Below are 17,414 nucleotides of genomic sequence, written 5' to 3'. Positions count from 1 at the left end.
GTTATGATGAACGGATATACAGGTATGGACGCGCTTCTTGCGGGCAGCTTCCGGGCGGCCATCTATTGCAGGCTTTCCAAGGACGACGACCTGGACGGGGAGAGCGCCAGTATCGCCAACCAGCGGGCCATGCTGGAAAACTACTGCGAAAAGCAGGGATGGGAGGTTGTGGCAGTCTATCAGGACGATGGCTACACGGGGCTGAACATGGAGCGGCCCGACCTGAAACGGATGTTAAAGGCCATCGAGCGCAAGCAAGTCAACCTTGTTATCACGAAAGACCTCTCCCGGCTGGGCCGGAACTACTTGCAGACCGGCACGCTGATCGAGGACTTCTTCCCCCGCCACGGCGTCCGCTATATCGCCATGAACGACGGGATCGACACCCTGCGGGAGAACAACGACATCGCGCCCTTCAAAAATATCCTAAATGAGATGTATAGCAAGGATATTTCCAAGAAGGTACATTCCTCTTACCTGCTGAAAGCGCAGAAGGGGGAGTTTACCGGGTGCCTTGCCCCCTTCGGGTATCGGAAAGACCCGGAGGACAAAAACCACCTGCTGGTGGACGGGGAGACGGCCCCCATTGTCCGGCAAATCTTCCTGTGGGCGCTGGAGGGCCACGGCCCCAACTACATCCGGCGCAGGCTGGAGGAACAGCGGATACCCTGCCCCACATGGTGGAACCGGCAGCGGGGCCTGCGGAACACCCGCACCAAATGGGAGAAGAAAGACCCGGAGAACGGGAAGTTTATCTGGGACTTCTCGGTTATCAAAGACCTGCTGATGAACCCCGTCTATGCCGGTGCCATCGCGTCCCAGAAGAAGGACTACCGCTTCAAGCTGGGAACCATCCGGGAGAAGAAGCCGCAGGACTGGATCGTGGTGGAGCAGCGGCATGAGCCGATCATTGACCGCAGGAGCTTTGACCTTGTGCAGAGTAAGCTGCAATCCCGCCAGCGGCCCCGGCAGAATGGGGAAACCAGCCTGTTTGCCGGGCTTATCAAGTGCGGCGAGTGCGGCAAGTCGCTGACCATCCGCACCACCCACGCCAAGCACCCGCAGCAGATTTACGCCTGCAAGACCTACGGGGCCTTCGGCAAGAACCACTGTACCCAGCACCGGGTGGAATACAGCACCCTGTACCGGCTTGTGCTGAACAAGATACGGGAGTGCGCCAGGGCCGCCCTGATGGACGGGGAGGCCGTGGCCGGGAAGCTGACCGACACCTGCGAGGCCGAGCAGAAGGGCCAGCGGGAGGCGCTGGAACGCGCCCTTGCCAAAGACACGGAGCGCATGGACGTGCTGGAAAAGATGATGCTGCGGCTGTACGAGGACATGATGGCCGGGCGGATCAGCGAGGCCAACTTCAACCTCATGCTGGAAAAGACGCAGAAGGAGCAGGCCGAGGTCAAGGCGCGGGTGGAGGACGCAAGGAAGAAGCTGTCCGATGAAGCGAGGATCGAGAGCGATGCCAAACAATGGGTGGACGCGATCCAGGAGTATGCCGACATCACGGAGCTGGACGCCGCCACCCTCAACCGCCTGATTAAAGAGATCGTTGTCCATGAACACATCGACAGCGAAAAGACAAGGCACATCTCCATCGAAATTCATTTCAATCTCAAGCCCATCCCGGAGGTGGAGCAGGTCACGGCCTGACCTGCCCCCGCCGGGCGGTTCTGACAATTCCATAGATATTTCTTGACACGCCGCCGCCCGCCGATGGCTGTGTTGCACCTAATTAGGGATAAACCCATTGATTTGAGGGGGAACAGCACCCCTTGAAAAATCAGGGGAAAATGGACGAGTTCCTACTAATTGGGGATAACACAGCTCATGGCGGGCGGCGGCATCATCCTGCTGGGCACCACCCTGATCCCTCTGCTGTCCGGCCTGTTTTAAGGTAGCGGCTTATGGATTTTCTCACCGACTGGCTCACAGACTGGCTTAAAGAGCTGTTGATTGGCGGGATCATGGGGAACCTGGAGGGGCTCTTTGATTACGTCAATACCCAAGTCGGAGAGATCGCGGTACAGGTGGGGACTACCCCGGCGGCGTGGAACGCCGGGGTATTTTCCCTCATCCGCCAGCTTTCCGAAACGGTGATTTTACCGATTGCCGGGCTGGTACTGACCTTTGTTGCCACCTATGAGCTCATTCAGATGCTTTTGGAAAAGAACAATATGCACGAGTTTGACGTGGCGAATATCTACAAATGGATGTTCAAAACGGCTTGTGCCATCTTCATTCTCTCAAATACCTTTGACATTGTGATGGCCGTCTTTGACGTGTCGCAGACGGTGATTGCCCAGGCGGGCGGTCTAATCCAGGGCTCCACGGACATCACGCCGGATATGATCACGGAACTGGAAACCACCCTGGAGGGGATGGACTTAGGGCCGCTTCTTGGCCTATGGCTCCAGTCCTCGATTATCGGCGTTACCATGTGGGCGCTGGGCATCGTCATTTTCGTTCTGGTCTATGGGAGGATGCTGGAAATCTATTTGCTCACCAGTTTGGCCCCGATCCCTATGGCGACAATCTCTCACCGGGAGGTGGGACAGATGGGGCAGAACTATCTGCGCTCCCTCTTTGCCGTGGGCTTCCAGGGGATGCTCATTCTGGTGTGTGTTGCAATCTATGCGGTGCTGATCCAGGGAATTGCCACTGGCGGAGATCCCATCGGGGCGATCTGGGGCACCGTGGGCTATACGGTTTTGCTCTGCTTCATGCTGTTCAAAACCGGGACGATAGCGCGCAGTATCTTTAGCGCGCACTAAGGAGGTTTGATTTTATGGCGAATATGCAGACGGCGGCACAAGGGGCCCCCGTTATGGACGAGGCGGCGATGGCGGAAATGCGCCGCCTGATTTTTGAAGCGCCCATCCAGGAGCTGGCGGACGCCCAGGGTATTTCTATTGACGAGGCCGTACAGCTCCGGGTGGAAAAGAACCTGGAGGCCGCCGAGGTGCCTATCGAAGTTTCGGTGCGGCCCATTGAGCCCCAGGGCAAGCTGATCGGCTTTGCCAGCGTGAATATTGGCGGCATCGTGATTGACGATTTTAAGGTAGTCAACGGGAAAAACGGGATTTTCCTGGGGGAACCCAGCAAGCCCGATCCCACAACCCGGACAGGCTACCGCTCCACAGCGCGGGTGACAAACCGGGCCTTGCAGGAGCGGCTGAGCGCGGCGGCGGCAGACGGCTATAACGTGGCTGTGGAAAAGCTGATTGCCCGCGCCGAGGCCCTGCGCCCGAAGCCGATCCGGGAGCAGATGGCAAATGCGGCAAAGGAGGCCGCAAAGGAAAACGCCGCCCGGCCCGCCCCGGCAAAGGGCAAGGAGGCCAGGGATGACCGATAAGGGCACCTCTGGACAAAGTGTCCAGAAGTCCCTGGAACTCACGGAGGGGCTGTTCCTCATGGATGGCATCGAGGGCCTGCGCTCCCTGCCCCGTCATTCCGTGGATATGCTCTTAACCGATCCGCCCTATGGGACAACCCGGAACTTTTGGGATGTGCCCCTGCCGCTCCCGGAGCTGTGGGAGGCGGTGAAATGGGCGGTCAAGCCGGACGGCGCGATCCTGTTCTTCGCGCAGTGCCCCTATGACAAGGTGCTGGGGGCATCCAACCTGTCCATGCTCCGCTATGAGTGGGTGTGGTACAAAAGCCGCTCAACTGGCTTTCTCAATGCCCGCCGCGCCCCGCTGAAAAAGACGGAGAACATCCTGGTGTTCTATCAGAAGCTCCCCCTTTACAATCCGCAGTTTGAACAGGGCAAGCCCTACAAGCGGAGCCTGACCAACAACGGGGACAGCCCGAACTATGGAAAATTCATCCGTACCACGGGCGGCTCGGAGGATGGCCTGCGCTTTCCGGGGAATGTGCTCACGTTCCCCACCGTCCAGCGCACCGTCCACCCCACGCAGAAGCCGGTGGCCCTGTGCGAGTATTTCATCAAGACCTATACCCGGCCCGGCGAGCTGGTGGCGGACATCTGCGCGGGCTCCGGCACAACGGCGGTGGCCGCCCTCAACACGGGCCGCCGCTTCATCTGTTTTGAAACCGTCCCGGCCTACTATGCCGCCGCCAGTGAGCGCATCCGCGTGGCGGGCGCGGCGGTGGAGGCCGGGGAGAAAGGAGTGTAATTATCGGGAAATATTCTGTGATCTACGCCGATCCCCCCTGGCGGTACGCGCAAAAGGGCTTGCAGGGGGCGGCGGAAAAACACTACCCCACAATGGGGATTGACGAGTTATGCACGCTCCCGGTGGCAGATCTGGCGGCCCCGGACAGCGTGCTTTTTTTGTGGGCTACGTTCCCGCAGCTCCCGGAGGCCCTGCGGCTGATTAAGGAGTGGGGCTTCACTTACAAAAGCGTTGCTTTCGTCTGGTTGAAGAAAAACCGCAAGTCCGAGGGCTGGTTCTATGGCCTGGGCTTCTGGACGCGGGGCAACGCGGAGGTCTGCCTGCTGGCAACACGGGGACACCCGAAACGGCAGGCGGCAAACGTCCACCAGTTTATCATTTCCCCTATCCAGGAGCACAGCCGCAAGCCGGAGGAGGCCCGTGAAAAGATCGTGGCCCTCATGGGCGATGTGCCCAGGGTGGAGCTGTTTGCCAGACAGTCCCCGCCCGGCTGGGACGTGTGGGGGAACGAGGTGGAAAGCACCCTCCCGGACTTCTGGACAAAGTGTCCAGAGGTGGCCGGGGACAGAAAGGAGTGATTGAAATTCCCTATGTAAATGTCCCCAACGACTTATCCAAAATCAAGACCAAACTTGCCTTTAACCTGACGAAACGCCAGCTTGTGTGCTTCGGGATCGCGGCGGCGGTGGGCATCCCGTCCTACCTGCTGGCCCGGAGCGCCATCGGCAACACCGGGGCCATGTTCCTGATGATGGGGGTGGCGCTCCCGGCGTTCCTGCTGGCGATGTATGAAAAAGACGGGCTCCCCTTTGAAAAGGTAGTGCGGAACGTCCTGCGGGCTAAGTTCCTGCGGCCTGGGGTGAGGCCCTACCAGACGGAAAATATCTATGCCCCGTTTACCCAGCGGGGCGCTGTGCGAAAGGAGGATGCGATTGCAGAAAGCAAAAAGCCCAAAGCGCGGCCCCGGAAAGGCCGCTAACCGGAAAGCTGTTTTGTCCGCCCAGCAGACCATCCCTTATCTGGTGATGCACCCGGACGGCGTGTGCCAGCTCCCCGGCGGGCTCTACACAAAGACGGTGGAATATGAGGACATCAACTATTCCGTAGCAAGCACCGAGGATCAGACGGCGATTTTTGGCGGGTGGAGCTCGTTCCTCAACTACTTTGACAGCTCCCTGCCGTTCCAGCTCTCCTTTATCAACCGCCGCTCCCGTTCCCGGAGCAAGTACAAGGTAAACATTCCCCCGGCCCAGGATGACTATGACAGCATCCGGGCGGAGTTCACGGGGATGCTGAAAAACCAGATTGCCAAAAGCAACAACGGCATCGAGCGGTCAAAATATATCACCTTTGGCCTGCCCGCCGAGGGGATCGCGGAGGCCCGCCCCCGCCTGGAACGGGTTGAGGCCGATGTGACAGGAAACCTCAAACGGCTGGGCGTTCCCTCCGTCCCGATGGACGGGCAGGCGCGGCTGGCCCTGCTCCACGGCCAGATGCATCCGGGCAACCGGGAGCCGTTCCGCTTCTCCTGGCAGGACATCCCTAAAACCGGGCTTGGCACAAAAGACTACATCGCGCCGGACAGCTTCGACTTCCGGCAGGCCCGGACGTTCCGCATCGGCCAATACTGGGGCGCGGCGTCCTACTTGCAGATTTTGGCGTCCGAGCTATCTGACAAGCTCCTGGCGGAGATCCTGGAGCTGGATGCGGAAATGACCGTAACCATGCACATCCAGACGGTGGATCAGCTCAAGGCAATTAAGACCATCAAGGGCAAGCTCTCCGACATCGGAAAAATGAAGGTGGAGGAACAGCGCAAGGCGGTGCGGGCCGGGTATGATCCCGACATCCTGCCCCCTGACCTGATTACGTTTTCCAAAGACGCGGCAGAGCTCCTGGCTGACCTGCAGTCCCGCAACGAGCGGATGTTCCTGCTCACATTCACGGTGGTAAACCTTGCCCCCACCCGCCAGCGGCTGGAGAATGACGTGTTCACGGTGGGCGGTATCGCGCAGAAATACAACTGCGCCTTGAAGCGGCTGGACTGGCAACAGGAGCAGGGCTTTGTTTCTTCCCTGGCCCTGGGCTATAACGAGGTGGAGATCCAGCGGGGCATGACTACCAGCTCCACGGCGATCTTCATTCCCTTTATGACCAGGGAGCTGCGGATGGCCGGGCCGTCCCTCTACTACGGCATGAACGCTCTTTCCCACAACGTCATTATGGCTGACCGCAAAAAACTGAAATCGGCCAACGGCTTGTATCTCGGCTCCACGGGCTCCGGCAAGAGCTTCGCCGCAAAGCGTGAGATCATCAACGTGTTTCTGGCTATTCCCAAAGACCGCATTATCATTGTCGATCCGATGGGGGAATATGCCCCGCTGGTGCGTAGGCTGGGCGGCCAGGTGGTGGAGATTGCGCCCGGCTCCCCCAACCATATCAATCCGATGGACATCCAGCTTGATCTGGACGATGACGAAAGCCCGCTTTCCATGAAAGCGGATTTTTTGTTGTCCCTTTGCGAGCTGGTAGTGGGCGGCAAGGACGGCCTGCAACCTATCGAAAAGACGGTGATTGACCGCTGTGTGCGGCTCATTTACCGGGACATGGCCCTGGGTCTGGGGGACGGCAAGCCGCCCTTGCTCCAGGACTTGTACGAGGAACTTCTGAAACAGCCGGAGCCGGAGGCCCGCCGGGTGGCAACCGCCCTGGAGCTCTACTGTACGGGCTCCCTTAACCTGTTCAATCACCAGACCAACGTAAAACTGACGGCGCACATTGTCTGCATCGTCCTCAAAGGGCTGGGAGAAAACCTCCGCAAGATCGCCATGCACGTTACCAACGACTTTGTAACTTCGGCGGTCAATGTGAATTTTCACAACGGCGTTTCTACCTGGTGCTACTTTGACGAGTTCCACATCCTGCTCCGGGACGCGCTCACCGCCAGCTACTTTGTGGCCGTGTGGAAGATGCTCCGCAAAAAGGGCTGCGTACCCTCAGCTTTAACGCAGAACGTCAAAGACCTTTTGGCCAGCCGGGAGATCGAGGCCATTCTGGACAACACCGACTTTATGATCCTGCTGTCCCAGGCCCAAAGTGACCGGGCGATTTTGGCGAAACAGCTCGGTATTTCCGAGCATCAGCTCTCCTATATCACCCATTCCAATTCCGGCGAGGGCCTGCTGTTCTATGGCGATGTGACCATCCCCTTTGTGGATCGGTTCCCCCGTGGGGAGATCTATAACCTGCTGACCACGCGCCCGGAGGACTTGAAGAATGAAGCGAAAACCGAATAAACCCGAACAAGAGCCCAGGGAGCGCCCCAGCTCCTGGGAGGAGCCCGCCGATCCCGGCGGCGCTTCTTCCGGGGCCGCTGGGGGCGGCTCCCAAGGCGGTGCTGGGACAGAGGGGACTTCTGGACAAAGTGTCCACAAGTCAAAGTTCCGGCAGAAAAGCAAGCAGGAACAGGCCGCCGCTTCCAAGCTCCGCATGGAAAAGCGCGGGGAAAAGCTGGAGGCGGCCAAAGACAAGCTGGCAAAACAGAAGCCCCCGAAAAAGCCAGGCCCCATCCGGCGGGTGGGCCGCGCCGCTGGCGGCACTGTTCACGGCTTTGTGCATGGGAAGATTTATGAGAATGAACAGGAAAACGTGGGCATCGAGGGGGCTCACCGCTCCGAGCTGGTGGGCGAGTCCGCCCTGCGGCATGGCTCCCGGTTTGTGAAGCGGAAAGTCCGGGAACACCCGGCAAAGACCGTCCAGCGGGCTGAGTCCAAATATGTCAAGGCCACGGCGGACTATCACTTCCGCATGGCCGCCCAGGAACACCCGGAGATGTCCGGCAACCCGGTTTCCCGGATGTGGCGTAAGCACCGCTTGAAAAAGCAGTATCAGAAGCGGGCGCAGGAGGCGGTCAAGACCGGGGCGGCAGGCGCGGCAAAAAAGACAGCCGCCGCCACGGAAAAGGCCGGGGCAAAAGCGGTAGGCTTTGTGAAGCGGCATCCCGTGGGGGTGGTGCTGGCCCTGGCCTGTGTGCTCTTGCTCTTTATGATGCAGTCCTGTTCGTCCTCCCTGGTGACGCTTGGCAACGCCGGGGCGGGCGCGGTGGGCGCGACTACCTACCCATCCCAGGATGAGGAAATGCTGGCGGCGGAGGCGGCCTACTGCGGTATGGAGGCGGAGCTCCAGGACTACCTGGACAGCTACGAAAGCACCCACGACTATGACGAGTACCACTTCGACTTGGACAGCATTGAGCACGATCCTTATGTGCTGATCTCTATCCTAACTGTGCTCCATGAGGGGGCATGGACGCTGGAACAGGTGCAGGGGACGCTGGAAACCCTCTTTGACCGCCAGTACATTCTCACCGAGGATGTGGTGGTTGAGGTGCGCTATCGGACGGAAAGCCGGACGGACAGCGAGGGCAACTCCTACGATGTGGAAGTCCCCTATAATTACTACATCTGCTATGTGACGCTGGAAAACCGCAACCTGTCCCATCTGCCCCTGGAAATGATGAACGAGGAGCAGATGTCCCGGTACTCCCTCTATATGTCTACCCTGGGGAACCGGCCTGACCTGTTCCCGGAGTCGGCCTATGTGGGGAAATACGTTACCAACCCGCCCGCCGGATATGACGTGCCGGGGGAATATCTGGACGATGAAACCTTTGCGGCCATGCTCACCGAGGCGGAGAAATACCTGGGCTATCCCTATGTGTGGGGCGGGAGCTCCCCAGCTACGTCCTTTGATTGCTCCGGCTTCGTGTCTTGGGTGATCAATCACTCCGGCTGGAATGTGGGCCGCCTGGGGGCTCAGGGGCTCTATAACATCTGTACCCCTACCAGCAATCCAAAGCCCGGCGATCTGGTGTTCTTTGTCGGCACCTATGACACGGCGGGCGTGTCCCACTGTGGCATCTATGTGGGGGACGGGATGATGATCCACTGTGGCGATCCCATCCAATATGCAAACTTGAATACAAGTTACTGGCAATCTCATTTTTACGCCTACGGGCGTTTACCCTGACAAGGAGGTATCTATGGCGGTAAGCAAAAGCCAGAAAATCCAGGCCGAGATTGATAAGGTCAAGGCCAAAATCAGCGAACAGCAGGCCCGGCTCAAGGAGCTGGAAAAGAACAAGCAGGAGGCCGAAAACAGCGAGATCGTGGACATCGTGCGGGGCATGAGCATTTCCCTGGAGGAGCTCCCCCTGGTGCTCCAGCGGCTCCGGGATGGCACTTCTGGACAAAGTGTCCAGAAGTCCGAGGACGGCGGAAAGGAGGAAAATTGAAGATGAAACGCTTTCGGGTGATGGCGGCGGCGCTGTGTGCCGCCGTTCTTTTATGCGGATTTAGCGTCCCGGCCTATGCCTATGCGGATGGCGGCGAGGGTGCGGACTATGGCGATCCCACCATGACTGAGGAAACCCAGGCCCCGGAGCCGGAGCCCACCATCGAACCGGGCGAGGGCTTCTCGGAGGAGGGCAACCTTGTGACCCGCGATCTGCTCTATGACGAGCACACCAACAAGCAGTTTATTACGGTGCAGACGGCGGGCGGGAATACCTTTTACATCGTCATTGACTACGACAAGCCCGTGGACGAGGAGGGCGAGCAGTATGAAACCTACTTCTTCAGCGTGGTAGACGAGGCCGATCTGCTGGCCGCAGCCGAGGACGCCGGGGTGGAGCAGGCGGTCTGCTCCTGCTCTGAAAAATGCGTGGCGGGTGCCGTGAATACGGAGTGCGCCGTTTGCTCGGTCAATATGAACAAGTGCGCGGGCGTTGAGCCGGAGCCGGAACCCACGGAAACCGAGGAACCCGCCCCGGAGGAGGCCGAGCCGGAAACGGGCGGCAACATGGGGATGCTCCTGGCAGTGCTGGCCGTGGCCTTAGTGGGCGGCGGCGCGGCGTTCTATTTCAAGGTACTGCGCCCGAAACAGCAGAAAGCCGCTGAGCCCCAGGAGGACTACGGCGGGGAGCTGGATGACTATGACGGGCCGGACGGCTACGGGGACGAGGACGATGACGGCCCGCCTTGGGATGAGGAGGACGATGACGGAGAGGAGGCTGACAAATGAGGTTTACCGACAGCCCCTTTGAAAAAATGATGAAGCAGAAGCCCCGTCCCCAGGCTCCTGCCCCGGCGAAACCGCCCAGGGGCTCCCGGTGCTCCGGGTGTCCCTACTGGCGGGGCATCGGCTGTGTGTCCTGCTACCGGGAGCTCATGCGGGCCCCGGCTGGCGGGAGGTGACGGCTTGGCCCGTGAACTGACACGCGAGGAAAAACGGGCGATCCGCGCCCTGGTAACAAAATGGTGCGCTAACTATGACCGGGAATATGGGTGCCTGCCCCTGGACTGTGAGTGCTATATGTTCGGCAAATGCTGGACGGGCGCTTACTGCCGCTACTTTCGGGAGGCTGTCCTGCCCCTTGATCCGGCCCTGGAGGTGTCCCTGCTGAGTGAGGGCCCCAGGCCGGATTTCAAGATTTGCCCGGTCTGTGGCGGGGCCGTCCCTGCGGATGGGCGCATGGCCTACTGCTCCGAGTCCTGTGCCCGGATTGCCCTGCGGCGGCAAAAGCGGGACTATATGCGGAAAAAGCGGAGGTGATGTGTGGAAAATTAGGCTCTGGAAAACCCGCTTGTATCAAGGCTTTCCGGGGCCCTTTTGGGGGTGGGCCGTATCTTTCTATGGCCTGCCCTTATTTTGCTCAAATGCTTTCCACATCTACCCCCGCCGCTTCTGGACACTTTGTCCAGAGGTGGCGGGGCATCTAAGGAGGTGTTATTCTGGAAGAAAATCAAGGCTATGTGATCCGCCGCACGATCCTGTTTGACAATCAGTGCGGTTTTGCCCTTGGGGAAAATAGCAGGGCCCCTAATCCCTATGTGACGTGGCGGTTTAATGAGCAGGACGGCCAGCGGAATTACTTTTGGGGCCACTACATGAATGAGCCGGATATGGCGGAACGGGACTTACTCAATCGGGCCGAGGACTACCAGCGGCGCTACCATGTGCAGGAAGTGGAGCAGGCCCCGGACAAGGAAACCTATCTGTACTACTCCACGCAGCGGCCTATCGACATCGGCACCTACCCGAACAGCTATTTTAACCGCCCTGTCCACATGGATTTATACTTTACCCGCCAGCAAGTGATGGGTGAGGCGTTCCAGGCGTGGGGAGCCATCACCTATGCCCATCCCCTAACGGAACGGGAAATGCAGGACTATGAGCTCCGGCCCTCCCGCAATAACCTGGATATTCGGCGGCAGATGGACGCCCAGGCCCAGGTGGTGGGGAAATGGGAGGATGCTCACCGCGTCCCGGATCAAAAGCGGCTGACGTGGTTTTACACGGACTTCGGCAGTTATGTGGTGAAAGAATACATCACCCCGGAGCAACTGGCCGTCCGCGTCCGCAGCATTGAACGCCAGGAGGCGGCGCGGGCCCATAAGGAGGCCAAACGCCAGCCCCCGATTGCGGAGCAACTGAAAGCGGCCCAGCGGGAGGCCCAGGAGCACCGGGCCCCGGACGGCCCCAAAAAGAAAGCCCCTGACCGGGGCGACAGATAGGAGGACTGTTATGGAAAAGAAGCGTGAACAGGATTTTGCCAACCAGGAGGCCCTGCGGCTCTCCGGGGTATTCAATACGCCGATCCCCGCCCAGCCCTCGGAACGGGAAACGGCTCTGGATAAGGTAAAGGAACCGCCCCACGTCTGCCGGAGTCTGGAACGGGAGGAGCGGTGACAAAGAAACGTCGCCGCCCCATCCATCTCCATGTGATGGTGTCCGAGGAGGAGCTGGCGCTGATCCGGGAGCGCATGGCCGAGGCGGGCATCCGCAATATGGGGGCCTATATGCGGAAAATGGCCCTCAATGGGTATGTGCTCCATGTTGACCTGTCGCCTGTCCAGGAGCTGGTGTCGCTCCAGCGGCGGTGCTCCAACAATCTAAACCAGGTGGCGATCCAGGCGAACACCTACGGCGGCATTTACCCGGAGGAGATCACAGCCCTCCAGCGGGACTATGAAAAGCTGTGGCGGCCCCTTTCCGATCTGCTGGAAAAGCTCTCCGCCATCGTGCGGCTCTGACCTGCCGGGGAGCGGCTCTGCCGTTCCCCGGCTATCTCGACTTCTGGACATTTTGTCCAGAGGTGGGGATAGCCGAGGCATCCTTGTTGGCCCCCTCCCGCAGAGTTATAATATACATATAGAGGCAAATAGCGAACTTTTGTAGGAGGTATGAACGATGCGGACAATCTTAAAAATCATCGCGGCTCCCTTTGTCCTGGCCCTGATCCTCATTGTGGCGGTGCTTACATTCCTGTCCTGCATGGCGGGGGCGGTGTGCATTGTGGCTTGTGTGGGCCTGTCCCTGCTGGCAATCCTCTGCCTGCTGGCCGGGCAGACAGTAGGCTGCATCGCCATGTTTGTGCTGGCGTTCCTGGTTTCCCCCTTTGGACTCCCGGCCCTGGGCGGCTGGCTGGTGGAGCGCCTGCATGGAGTGAAGTATGCGGCGATGGACTTTATGGCAAGCTGATACTTATGGACAAAGTGTCCAGAGGTGCCGGGCGGCGGGTGAAACAGACCGCCGCCCGCTTTTTCTGCTGGGAAAGGAGGTGCGGCTATCGCTACAACTTACATCCGGCCCTACAAGGTGGCGGCAGGAAAAACGGCTGTCCAGACGATGGAGGATCGGTTTGCCTACGGGCTCAATCCGAAAAAGCTGGGGGTCGTGTCTGCCTACCTCTGCGATCCGGCATCCGCCCCCGCTGAGTTTCTTCTGACGAAAAGCCAGTACCAGGCGGAAACGGGCCGGGCCGTAGAGCGCGGGGCCCTGTTCTTTCAGATCCGGCAGGCGTTTCCTCCCGGTGAGGTCACGCCGGAGGAGGCCAACAAAATCGGCTATGAAACGGCCATGCGCTGGACAAAGGGCAAGTACCAGTTTTTCGTTTGTACCCACATCGACAAGGGCCACATTCATAATCACATTTATTACAACTCCACGGCCCAGGACTGCTCCCGGAAGTTTCATAACTTCATCGGCTCCAGCTTTGCGGTGCGGCGGCTCTCTGACCGGGTGTGCATTGAGCATGAGCTGTCTGTTATCCAAAATCCGAAACAGCACAGCAAGGGCCGCTTTCTCCATTATGGCCAGTGGATTGGAGAAAAGCCGCCCACCGCACAACAGAGGGTGCGGCTGGCCATCGTGGAGGCCCTGGGGCAACGGCCCGCTGACTTCCCGGCGTTCCTGCGGCTTATGGAGGAGTCCGGCTTTCAAGTGAAGCATGGGCGGGGCGGCGCGATCTCGTTCCTGGCCCCTGGGCAGGATAAGTACACCCGCCTGCGGGCATCAACCCTGGGCCCCGGTTTCGATCCGGATGACATCCGGGCGGTAATTGCCGGGGAGCGTCCCATCCCGGAGCTCCCAAAAGACGGCCCGGCTCCGCCCCGGCGGGTCAATCTGATTATCGACATTAGGGAGCGCATGGCCCAGGGCAAGGGGCCCGGCTATGAGCGGTGGGCCAAAGTTTACAACCTCAAACAGATGGCCGCCGCGCTCCAATATCTCCGGGAACACGATCTGATGGATTATGACGCGCTGGCCGCCAGCACCGAGGCGGCGGTGGATCGCGCCCACAAGCTGGCCGGGGAGCTGCGGGACACAGAGGCGGCCCTCTCTAAAACTTCTGAGCTCATGGGCGCGGTGGTACAGTATGCAAAGACGCGGCCTGTGTTCGACGGCTACAAGGCGGCCCGGTATTCTAAAAAGTACCTGGCCCAGCACGAGGCGGAGCTGGCTGACTACCGGGCGGCCAAAGCTACTATGAGCGATCTTTTGGGCGGGGCGAAGCTCCCGAAAATGGACGCGCTGAAAAAGGAGCGCCGGGAGCTCTCCGAAAAGAGAAAGGCCCTCTATTCGGAATACCGTAAGGCCCAGGCGGATATGCGGCAGGCCGTGGCGGTCAAGGCGAATATCGATCACCTGTTCGGTCATGCGGACGGGCGGGAAAATAAGGCCCAGGAGCGATAGCTCCGGGCCGCAGACAACCAAGGACTTCTGGACACTTTGTCCAGAAGTCCGGCGGGTTTGGGGAGCTCCCCAACAAGCATTTTCACGGGCCTGCGGCCTGTGAAAATTTCGGAGTGTGACCACACCCGAATTGCTTGCCGTTTTGTGCACCCCCCGAAAATGGCGCGAAAAAACGGAGGTACACGCTTTTCTTACGCATCCTCCGTTTCCTTAGCCGCTTTCATCGCTTGGATTGTGGCTTCTACAATTTTTAGTTCTTTTTCGTCCAGGGCGTTGAGCATGGCATCAATCCGCTTTCTGCACTCGCTCCCTTTATTCTTGGACGGATAGAAATATTGATCTACCGATATATCGAACATTGTCACCATTTGATAAAAGGTGTTGAGGCTGGGGTGCTGGCCGTCATTCTCGTTATACATGATGGTACGCGGAGCCCGGTCAACAATATAGGCCAGTTGCTCCTGCGTCATCCCGCTGTCCTCCCGCGCCCGCTTGATAGCGAGTCCTATATCGTGAAAATCAAATCGTCGTTCATCTCTCTCAATCTTCATAATATCACCTAATGTAATTTTACATTTCAGGTATTATTATTTGAACGATTGTATATTTCATATTTCTGACTGTTTAATTTCACTATAAATTACATGAATGACGTTCGGAAGGCGATCATTGACAAAATGACATGAGTGTCATAAAATATAAATGACACAAGTGTCATTTGTGGAGGTGTACCTATGTCGGAAAGATCAAAAGAAAAAAGAAATCTAATATTAAAATGTGCAGAACAAGTTTTTAGAACTAAGGGTTTTTCAAATGTAACTATGAAAGACATAATTGACGAATGCAATATTAGCCGTGGAGGTATCTATCTATACTTTAGTTCCGTAGATGAGATATTTACAGAAGTTATCAAGCAATATCATAAATCACACGCAGAAAAAGTGACTTATGACTTGAATAGCACTAAAGATTTTTTTAAAGCCATTGATCAATACTTTGAAGATTTAAAATATAACCTTTTGAATATTGATGATAGCCTAAAATTAGCAATGATTGAATTTTTTGCCGCTCATAAAGATGATCAGGACAAAGAGTTTTTTGAAATTGCAGTTAACGGCTTAAAGCAACCCATTATGGAAATTGTATTTTTTGGAAAAGAACATGGTATTTTACCTTATGAACTGACTAATGAATTAGTAGAGTTAGTAGTATTTTGGTTTATAGGACTTGAAGAGATAATGCTTTCCGCTCATCTGTCAAATGCAATTTTGGAAAAACAAATTCAAATAATGAAAAATTTGATCCTGACGGGTAAAATTTTATAGCGGAAGGAAGAGTAGTACGAAAAAAGCAGATTTGCATTAAAATTTATGCTGGTAATCAAAGGCGGCAGAATGGAGAATAGAATGAAAGAAATAGAAAACAGAAGAAGTATACGAAAATTTCGTTCCCAAAAAATAGAAAGGGAAATCATAGATAATATTCTTAAAGCTGGTATTGATGCGCCATCAGCAAAGAATAGACAACCTTGGAAATTTGTCGTTTTAGAAGGTAATGCAAAAAAGCAATTCTCCGAAATAATGAAACAAGGAATACAGGAAGAAAGGAGTAGGCAATTACTTCCTAATAGTTCAAAATATCTTGCGGCGGCAAATCATACGGCCCAAATAATAGATCAAGCACCTGTGTTACTGCTAATTTATAATCCGCAAGGTAAATCTTTATATGAGGATTTGAGTATTGAAAATAAGATATATGAACGCGCTGACATTCAGTCTGTCGGGGCCGCCATACAAAACATATTATTAGAAGCCACTTCTCTTGGTATAGGCTCTTTGTGGATATGTGATATATATTTTGCTTATGATAAATTGTCCAAATACCATAAAGAATATGGTGAATTGTTGGCCGCAGTAGCGTTGGGGTATCCTGATGAGCATCCTGCAAAGAGACCGAGGAATGCATTTAAAGATGTAGTATTCTATCTTAAATAATACATAGAAATTTAAGAACTCAGTGCTACCGAAACAAAAAAAACCGTTGTTTCGGCGGCTGGATCATCACGCGCCAAAACAAAATACAGTAGCCTTGCGGCGGTTTTGAAATATCAAATTTCAAGCCGCCGTTTTCTTTTCAAAAAAAGAGATTTCGGGGGGTGTGTTAAAGTCGCCCTTTTTTAAGGATACGGCGGTGTCCGGGAGGTATCGCCGTGTCCTATTTCTTTTTCCATCCCCCTAACCTGTCAAAAAAAGCTCGTCCCCCGAACAGGATCAGTCCGGCGGTGGATGTGCAATCTGGCAGTACATAAATGAATTTGTCATTTCGTGCGCTTGCGTGGCCTCGTGTCGCGCAGGCGCATTTTGTTTGTCCCACTTCTGGACACTTTGTCCAGAGGTGCGGGGCGGCTCCCCTGGGTGCCGCTCTCCGCCAGCCCCCGTTTCGGTCACTCGTTCACCCAACACCGAAACGGAGGTTTATAATGACTACCATCAATCTGAAAGATTTTTATTATTGGTACATCCAGGATCAATTTATCGAGGTTTCCGAGGAAGTGGCCGAGGCGCTCCGGGCCAGCGTCCGCTATGAAGCGGCCTACCAGCGGCGGCTCACCCGGCACAAAGCGCAGTATTCTCTGGACTGCGAGGACGGGATCGAATACTCCGCCTGCCTGCATGAGCCCACGCCCCAGGAAGTTCTGGAGCTCAAGGAGCGGTTCATCCGTCTGTGGAACGCCCTCAACTCCCTGCCGGAGATCCAGGGCCGCCGGATCGATGCTCATATCATTCTTGGCAAAAGCATCAAAGAGATTGCCGAGGCCGAGGGTGTGCATGAGGAGTCCGTCCGCCAGTCTATCAAGCGGGGCCTGGAACGCATGAAAAAAACTTTTTGATTTTTGCTGTTTCCCCACTTGGAATTGATGCAAAAATGTCTTGGTTATTAGAGAGGGAAATATAACCTCTCCGCAACGGAACGGCGGCGGCCCTGAGCATAGCGCGGGGAGCCGGGCGGCGGGTGCGCGGTGACTTCTCTCCACGGAGAACGAGCGATAAACACCAGCGCCGCAGGTGGGCCGGGCCAACCCACGGCCACGATCCGCCATTGGACAGGCTGGCCGCCTGTCCCTCCGGGCCGCCGTTCCCCGTTGTGCGGGGATGCCGCGCCGAGTATGGTTGTCTTTGGACAGGTCAAGGAAACGGGCGCGGCACTCCCTAATTTATCAAAAAAGAGGGG

At 56.8% G+C, this 17,414-nt stretch carries 21 protein-coding genes and 1 pseudogene; 21 read left to right on the top strand and 1 reads right to left on the bottom strand.

Annotated features, from left to right (window positions below):
* Nucleotides 1-3 precede the first annotated feature (3 nt).
* The 18 genes and pseudogenes from B5F54_RS06655 (at nucleotide 4) to B5F54_RS06580 (ending at nucleotide 14,183) form a co-directional block, all read left to right on the top strand.
* Nucleotides 4-1,662 carry a recombinase family protein gene (locus B5F54_RS06655; RefSeq protein WP_087232229.1) on the top strand — a complete coding sequence of 553 codons (1,659 nt, stop codon included), beginning with the start codon at nucleotides 4-6 and terminating at the stop codon, nucleotides 1,660-1,662.
* Nucleotides 1,663-1,824: 162 nt separating this feature from the next.
* A pseudogene (locus tag B5F54_RS06650) lies at nucleotides 1,825-1,905 on the top strand (Maff2 family mobile element protein); the annotation flags it as partial.
* Between the two features lie 11 nt (nucleotides 1,906-1,916).
* Nucleotides 1,917-2,783 carry a VirB6/TrbL-like conjugal transfer protein, CD1112 family gene (locus tag B5F54_RS06645; protein ID WP_055152387.1) on the top strand — a complete coding sequence of 289 codons (867 nt, stop codon included), beginning with the start codon at nucleotides 1,917-1,919 and terminating at the stop codon, nucleotides 2,781-2,783.
* A gap of 14 nt (nucleotides 2,784-2,797) precedes the next feature.
* The gene (locus B5F54_RS06640) at nucleotides 2,798-3,364 is read left to right on the top strand and encodes a septation protein SpoVG family protein (RefSeq protein WP_087232226.1); all 567 of its coding nucleotides are present in this window, start codon (nucleotides 2,798-2,800) and stop codon (nucleotides 3,362-3,364) included.
* Nucleotides 3,354-4,148 carry a DNA-methyltransferase gene (locus B5F54_RS06635; RefSeq protein ID WP_087232222.1) on the top strand — a complete coding sequence of 265 codons (795 nt, stop codon included), beginning with the start codon at nucleotides 3,354-3,356 and terminating at the stop codon, nucleotides 4,146-4,148. The genes B5F54_RS06640 and B5F54_RS06635 overlap by 11 nt, the downstream gene beginning before the upstream one ends.
* Before the next feature lie 17 nt (nucleotides 4,149-4,165).
* The gene (locus B5F54_RS06630; protein ID WP_442856110.1) at nucleotides 4,166-4,726 is read left to right on the top strand and encodes an MT-A70 family methyltransferase; all 561 of its coding nucleotides are present in this window, start codon (nucleotides 4,166-4,168) and stop codon (nucleotides 4,724-4,726) included.
* Nucleotides 4,727-4,731: 5 nt separating this feature from the next.
* On the top strand, nucleotides 4,732-5,127 hold the full coding sequence (locus tag B5F54_RS06625) for a PrgI family protein (RefSeq protein ID WP_087232295.1): 396 nt from the start codon (nucleotides 4,732-4,734) through the stop codon (nucleotides 5,125-5,127).
* Complete coding sequence (locus tag B5F54_RS06620; RefSeq protein WP_442856109.1) at nucleotides 5,075-7,444, top strand: VirB4-like conjugal transfer ATPase, CD1110 family; 2,370 nt, start codon at nucleotides 5,075-5,077, stop codon at nucleotides 7,442-7,444. Before B5F54_RS06625 ends, B5F54_RS06620 begins: the two co-directional genes overlap by 53 nt.
* The gene (locus tag B5F54_RS06615; RefSeq protein ID WP_087232216.1) at nucleotides 7,425-9,176 is read left to right on the top strand and encodes a C40 family peptidase; all 1,752 of its coding nucleotides are present in this window, start codon (nucleotides 7,425-7,427) and stop codon (nucleotides 9,174-9,176) included. Before B5F54_RS06620 ends, B5F54_RS06615 begins: the two co-directional genes overlap by 20 nt.
* Nucleotides 9,177-9,189: 13 nt before the next feature.
* Nucleotides 9,190-9,441 (top strand): DUF4315 family protein, encoded by a 252-nt coding sequence (locus B5F54_RS06610; RefSeq protein ID WP_087232213.1) that lies wholly within the window; start codon nucleotides 9,190-9,192, stop codon nucleotides 9,439-9,441.
* A 2-nt stretch (nucleotides 9,442-9,443) separates the two neighbouring features.
* A complete protein-coding gene (locus B5F54_RS06605) occupies nucleotides 9,444-10,229 on the top strand; it encodes a DUF4366 domain-containing protein (protein WP_087232210.1) in 786 nt (261 codons plus the stop codon).
* Complete coding sequence (locus B5F54_RS17580) at nucleotides 10,226-10,402, top strand: hypothetical protein (RefSeq protein WP_164488694.1); 177 nt, start codon at nucleotides 10,226-10,228, stop codon at nucleotides 10,400-10,402. Before B5F54_RS06605 ends, B5F54_RS17580 begins: the two co-directional genes overlap by 4 nt.
* A 4-nt stretch (nucleotides 10,403-10,406) precedes the next feature.
* Nucleotides 10,407-10,760, top strand: a complete 354-nt coding sequence (locus B5F54_RS06600; RefSeq protein ID WP_087232207.1) for a cysteine-rich VLP domain-containing protein — start codon at nucleotides 10,407-10,409, stop codon at nucleotides 10,758-10,760.
* A gap of 200 nt (nucleotides 10,761-10,960) precedes the next feature.
* Nucleotides 10,961-11,722: a hypothetical protein gene (locus B5F54_RS06595; RefSeq protein WP_087232204.1), complete on the top strand. Its 762-nt coding sequence runs from the start codon at nucleotides 10,961-10,963 to the stop codon at nucleotides 11,720-11,722.
* A 10-nt stretch (nucleotides 11,723-11,732) separates the two neighbouring features.
* Nucleotides 11,733-11,897 carry a hypothetical protein gene (locus B5F54_RS17575; protein ID WP_172749616.1) on the top strand — a complete coding sequence of 55 codons (165 nt, stop codon included), beginning with the start codon at nucleotides 11,733-11,735 and terminating at the stop codon, nucleotides 11,895-11,897.
* Nucleotides 11,894-12,241: a plasmid mobilization protein gene (locus B5F54_RS06590; protein ID WP_022512589.1), complete on the top strand. Its 348-nt coding sequence runs from the start codon at nucleotides 11,894-11,896 to the stop codon at nucleotides 12,239-12,241. Before B5F54_RS17575 ends, B5F54_RS06590 begins: the two co-directional genes overlap by 4 nt.
* A gap of 157 nt (nucleotides 12,242-12,398) precedes the next feature.
* Nucleotides 12,399-12,689, top strand: a complete 291-nt coding sequence (locus B5F54_RS06585; RefSeq protein ID WP_087232201.1) for a CD1845 family protein — start codon at nucleotides 12,399-12,401, stop codon at nucleotides 12,687-12,689.
* A 147-nt stretch (nucleotides 12,690-12,836) separates the two neighbouring features.
* Nucleotides 12,837-14,183, top strand: a complete 1,347-nt coding sequence (locus tag B5F54_RS06580; protein ID WP_087232198.1) for a relaxase/mobilization nuclease domain-containing protein — start codon at nucleotides 12,837-12,839, stop codon at nucleotides 14,181-14,183.
* A 191-nt stretch (nucleotides 14,184-14,374) separates the two neighbouring features.
* Here B5F54_RS06580 and B5F54_RS06575 read toward each other — a convergent pair whose 3' ends face one another.
* Nucleotides 14,375-14,734: a transcriptional regulator gene (locus B5F54_RS06575; RefSeq protein WP_087232196.1), complete on the bottom strand. Its 360-nt coding sequence runs from the start codon at nucleotides 14,732-14,734 to the stop codon at nucleotides 14,375-14,377.
* Between the two features lie 183 nt (nucleotides 14,735-14,917).
* On the opposite strand from B5F54_RS06575, the gene B5F54_RS06570 reads away from it, so the two are divergent.
* From B5F54_RS06570 to B5F54_RS06560, 3 genes are all read left to right on the top strand, one after another.
* Nucleotides 14,918-15,508, top strand: a complete 591-nt coding sequence (locus B5F54_RS06570) for a TetR/AcrR family transcriptional regulator (RefSeq protein WP_087232193.1) — start codon at nucleotides 14,918-14,920, stop codon at nucleotides 15,506-15,508.
* 81 nt (nucleotides 15,509-15,589) lie between these two features.
* Complete coding sequence (locus B5F54_RS06565) at nucleotides 15,590-16,177, top strand: nitroreductase family protein (RefSeq protein WP_087232190.1); 588 nt, start codon at nucleotides 15,590-15,592, stop codon at nucleotides 16,175-16,177.
* A 485-nt stretch (nucleotides 16,178-16,662) separates the two neighbouring features.
* Nucleotides 16,663-17,073 (top strand): RNA polymerase sigma factor, encoded by a 411-nt coding sequence (locus B5F54_RS06560; RefSeq protein WP_087232188.1) that lies wholly within the window; start codon nucleotides 16,663-16,665, stop codon nucleotides 17,071-17,073.
* The last annotated feature ends 341 nt before the right edge of the window (nucleotides 17,074-17,414 follow it).

The organism is Anaeromassilibacillus sp. An250 (genome assembly GCF_002159845.1).
GTDB classification, from domain to species: domain Bacteria; phylum Bacillota; class Clostridia; order Oscillospirales; family Acutalibacteraceae; genus Anaeromassilibacillus; species Anaeromassilibacillus stercoravium.
Note: the sequence above shows the minus strand (reverse complement) of the source record. Positions and strands in the feature narration are given on the sequence as shown.

Excerpts from the sequence above, each read along its gene's own strand:
- B5F54_RS06655 (WP_087232229.1), top strand. The coding sequence starts at position 4 with ATGATGAACGGATATACAGGTATGGACGCGCTTCTTGCGGGCAGCTTC.
- B5F54_RS06645 (WP_055152387.1), top strand. The coding sequence starts at position 1,917 with ATGGATTTTCTCACCGACTGGCTCACAGACTGGCTTAAAGAGCTGTTG.
- B5F54_RS06640 (WP_087232226.1), top strand. The coding sequence starts at position 2,798 with ATGGCGAATATGCAGACGGCGGCACAAGGGGCCCCCGTTATGGACGAG.
- B5F54_RS06635 (WP_087232222.1), top strand. The coding sequence starts at position 3,354 with ATGACCGATAAGGGCACCTCTGGACAAAGTGTCCAGAAGTCCCTGGAA.
- B5F54_RS06620 (WP_442856109.1), top strand. The coding sequence starts at position 5,075 with ATGCGATTGCAGAAAGCAAAAAGCCCAAAGCGCGGCCCCGGAAAGGCC.
- B5F54_RS06615 (WP_087232216.1), top strand. The coding sequence starts at position 7,425 with ATGAAGCGAAAACCGAATAAACCCGAACAAGAGCCCAGGGAGCGCCCC.
- B5F54_RS06610 (WP_087232213.1), top strand. The coding sequence starts at position 9,190 with ATGGCGGTAAGCAAAAGCCAGAAAATCCAGGCCGAGATTGATAAGGTC.
- B5F54_RS06605 (WP_087232210.1), top strand. The coding sequence starts at position 9,444 with ATGAAACGCTTTCGGGTGATGGCGGCGGCGCTGTGTGCCGCCGTTCTT.
- B5F54_RS17580 (WP_164488694.1), top strand. The coding sequence starts at position 10,226 with ATGAGGTTTACCGACAGCCCCTTTGAAAAAATGATGAAGCAGAAGCCC.
- B5F54_RS17575 (WP_172749616.1), top strand. The coding sequence starts at position 11,733 with ATGGAAAAGAAGCGTGAACAGGATTTTGCCAACCAGGAGGCCCTGCGG.
- B5F54_RS06585 (WP_087232201.1), top strand. The coding sequence starts at position 12,399 with ATGCGGACAATCTTAAAAATCATCGCGGCTCCCTTTGTCCTGGCCCTG.
- B5F54_RS06580 (WP_087232198.1), top strand. The coding sequence starts at position 12,837 with ATGGAGGATCGGTTTGCCTACGGGCTCAATCCGAAAAAGCTGGGGGTC.
- B5F54_RS06575 (WP_087232196.1), bottom strand. The coding sequence starts at position 14,734 with ATGAAGATTGAGAGAGATGAACGACGATTTGATTTTCACGATATAGGA.
- B5F54_RS06570 (WP_087232193.1), top strand. The coding sequence starts at position 14,918 with ATGTCGGAAAGATCAAAAGAAAAAAGAAATCTAATATTAAAATGTGCA.
- B5F54_RS06565 (WP_087232190.1), top strand. The coding sequence starts at position 15,590 with ATGAAAGAAATAGAAAACAGAAGAAGTATACGAAAATTTCGTTCCCAA.
- B5F54_RS06560 (WP_087232188.1), top strand. The coding sequence starts at position 16,663 with ATGACTACCATCAATCTGAAAGATTTTTATTATTGGTACATCCAGGAT.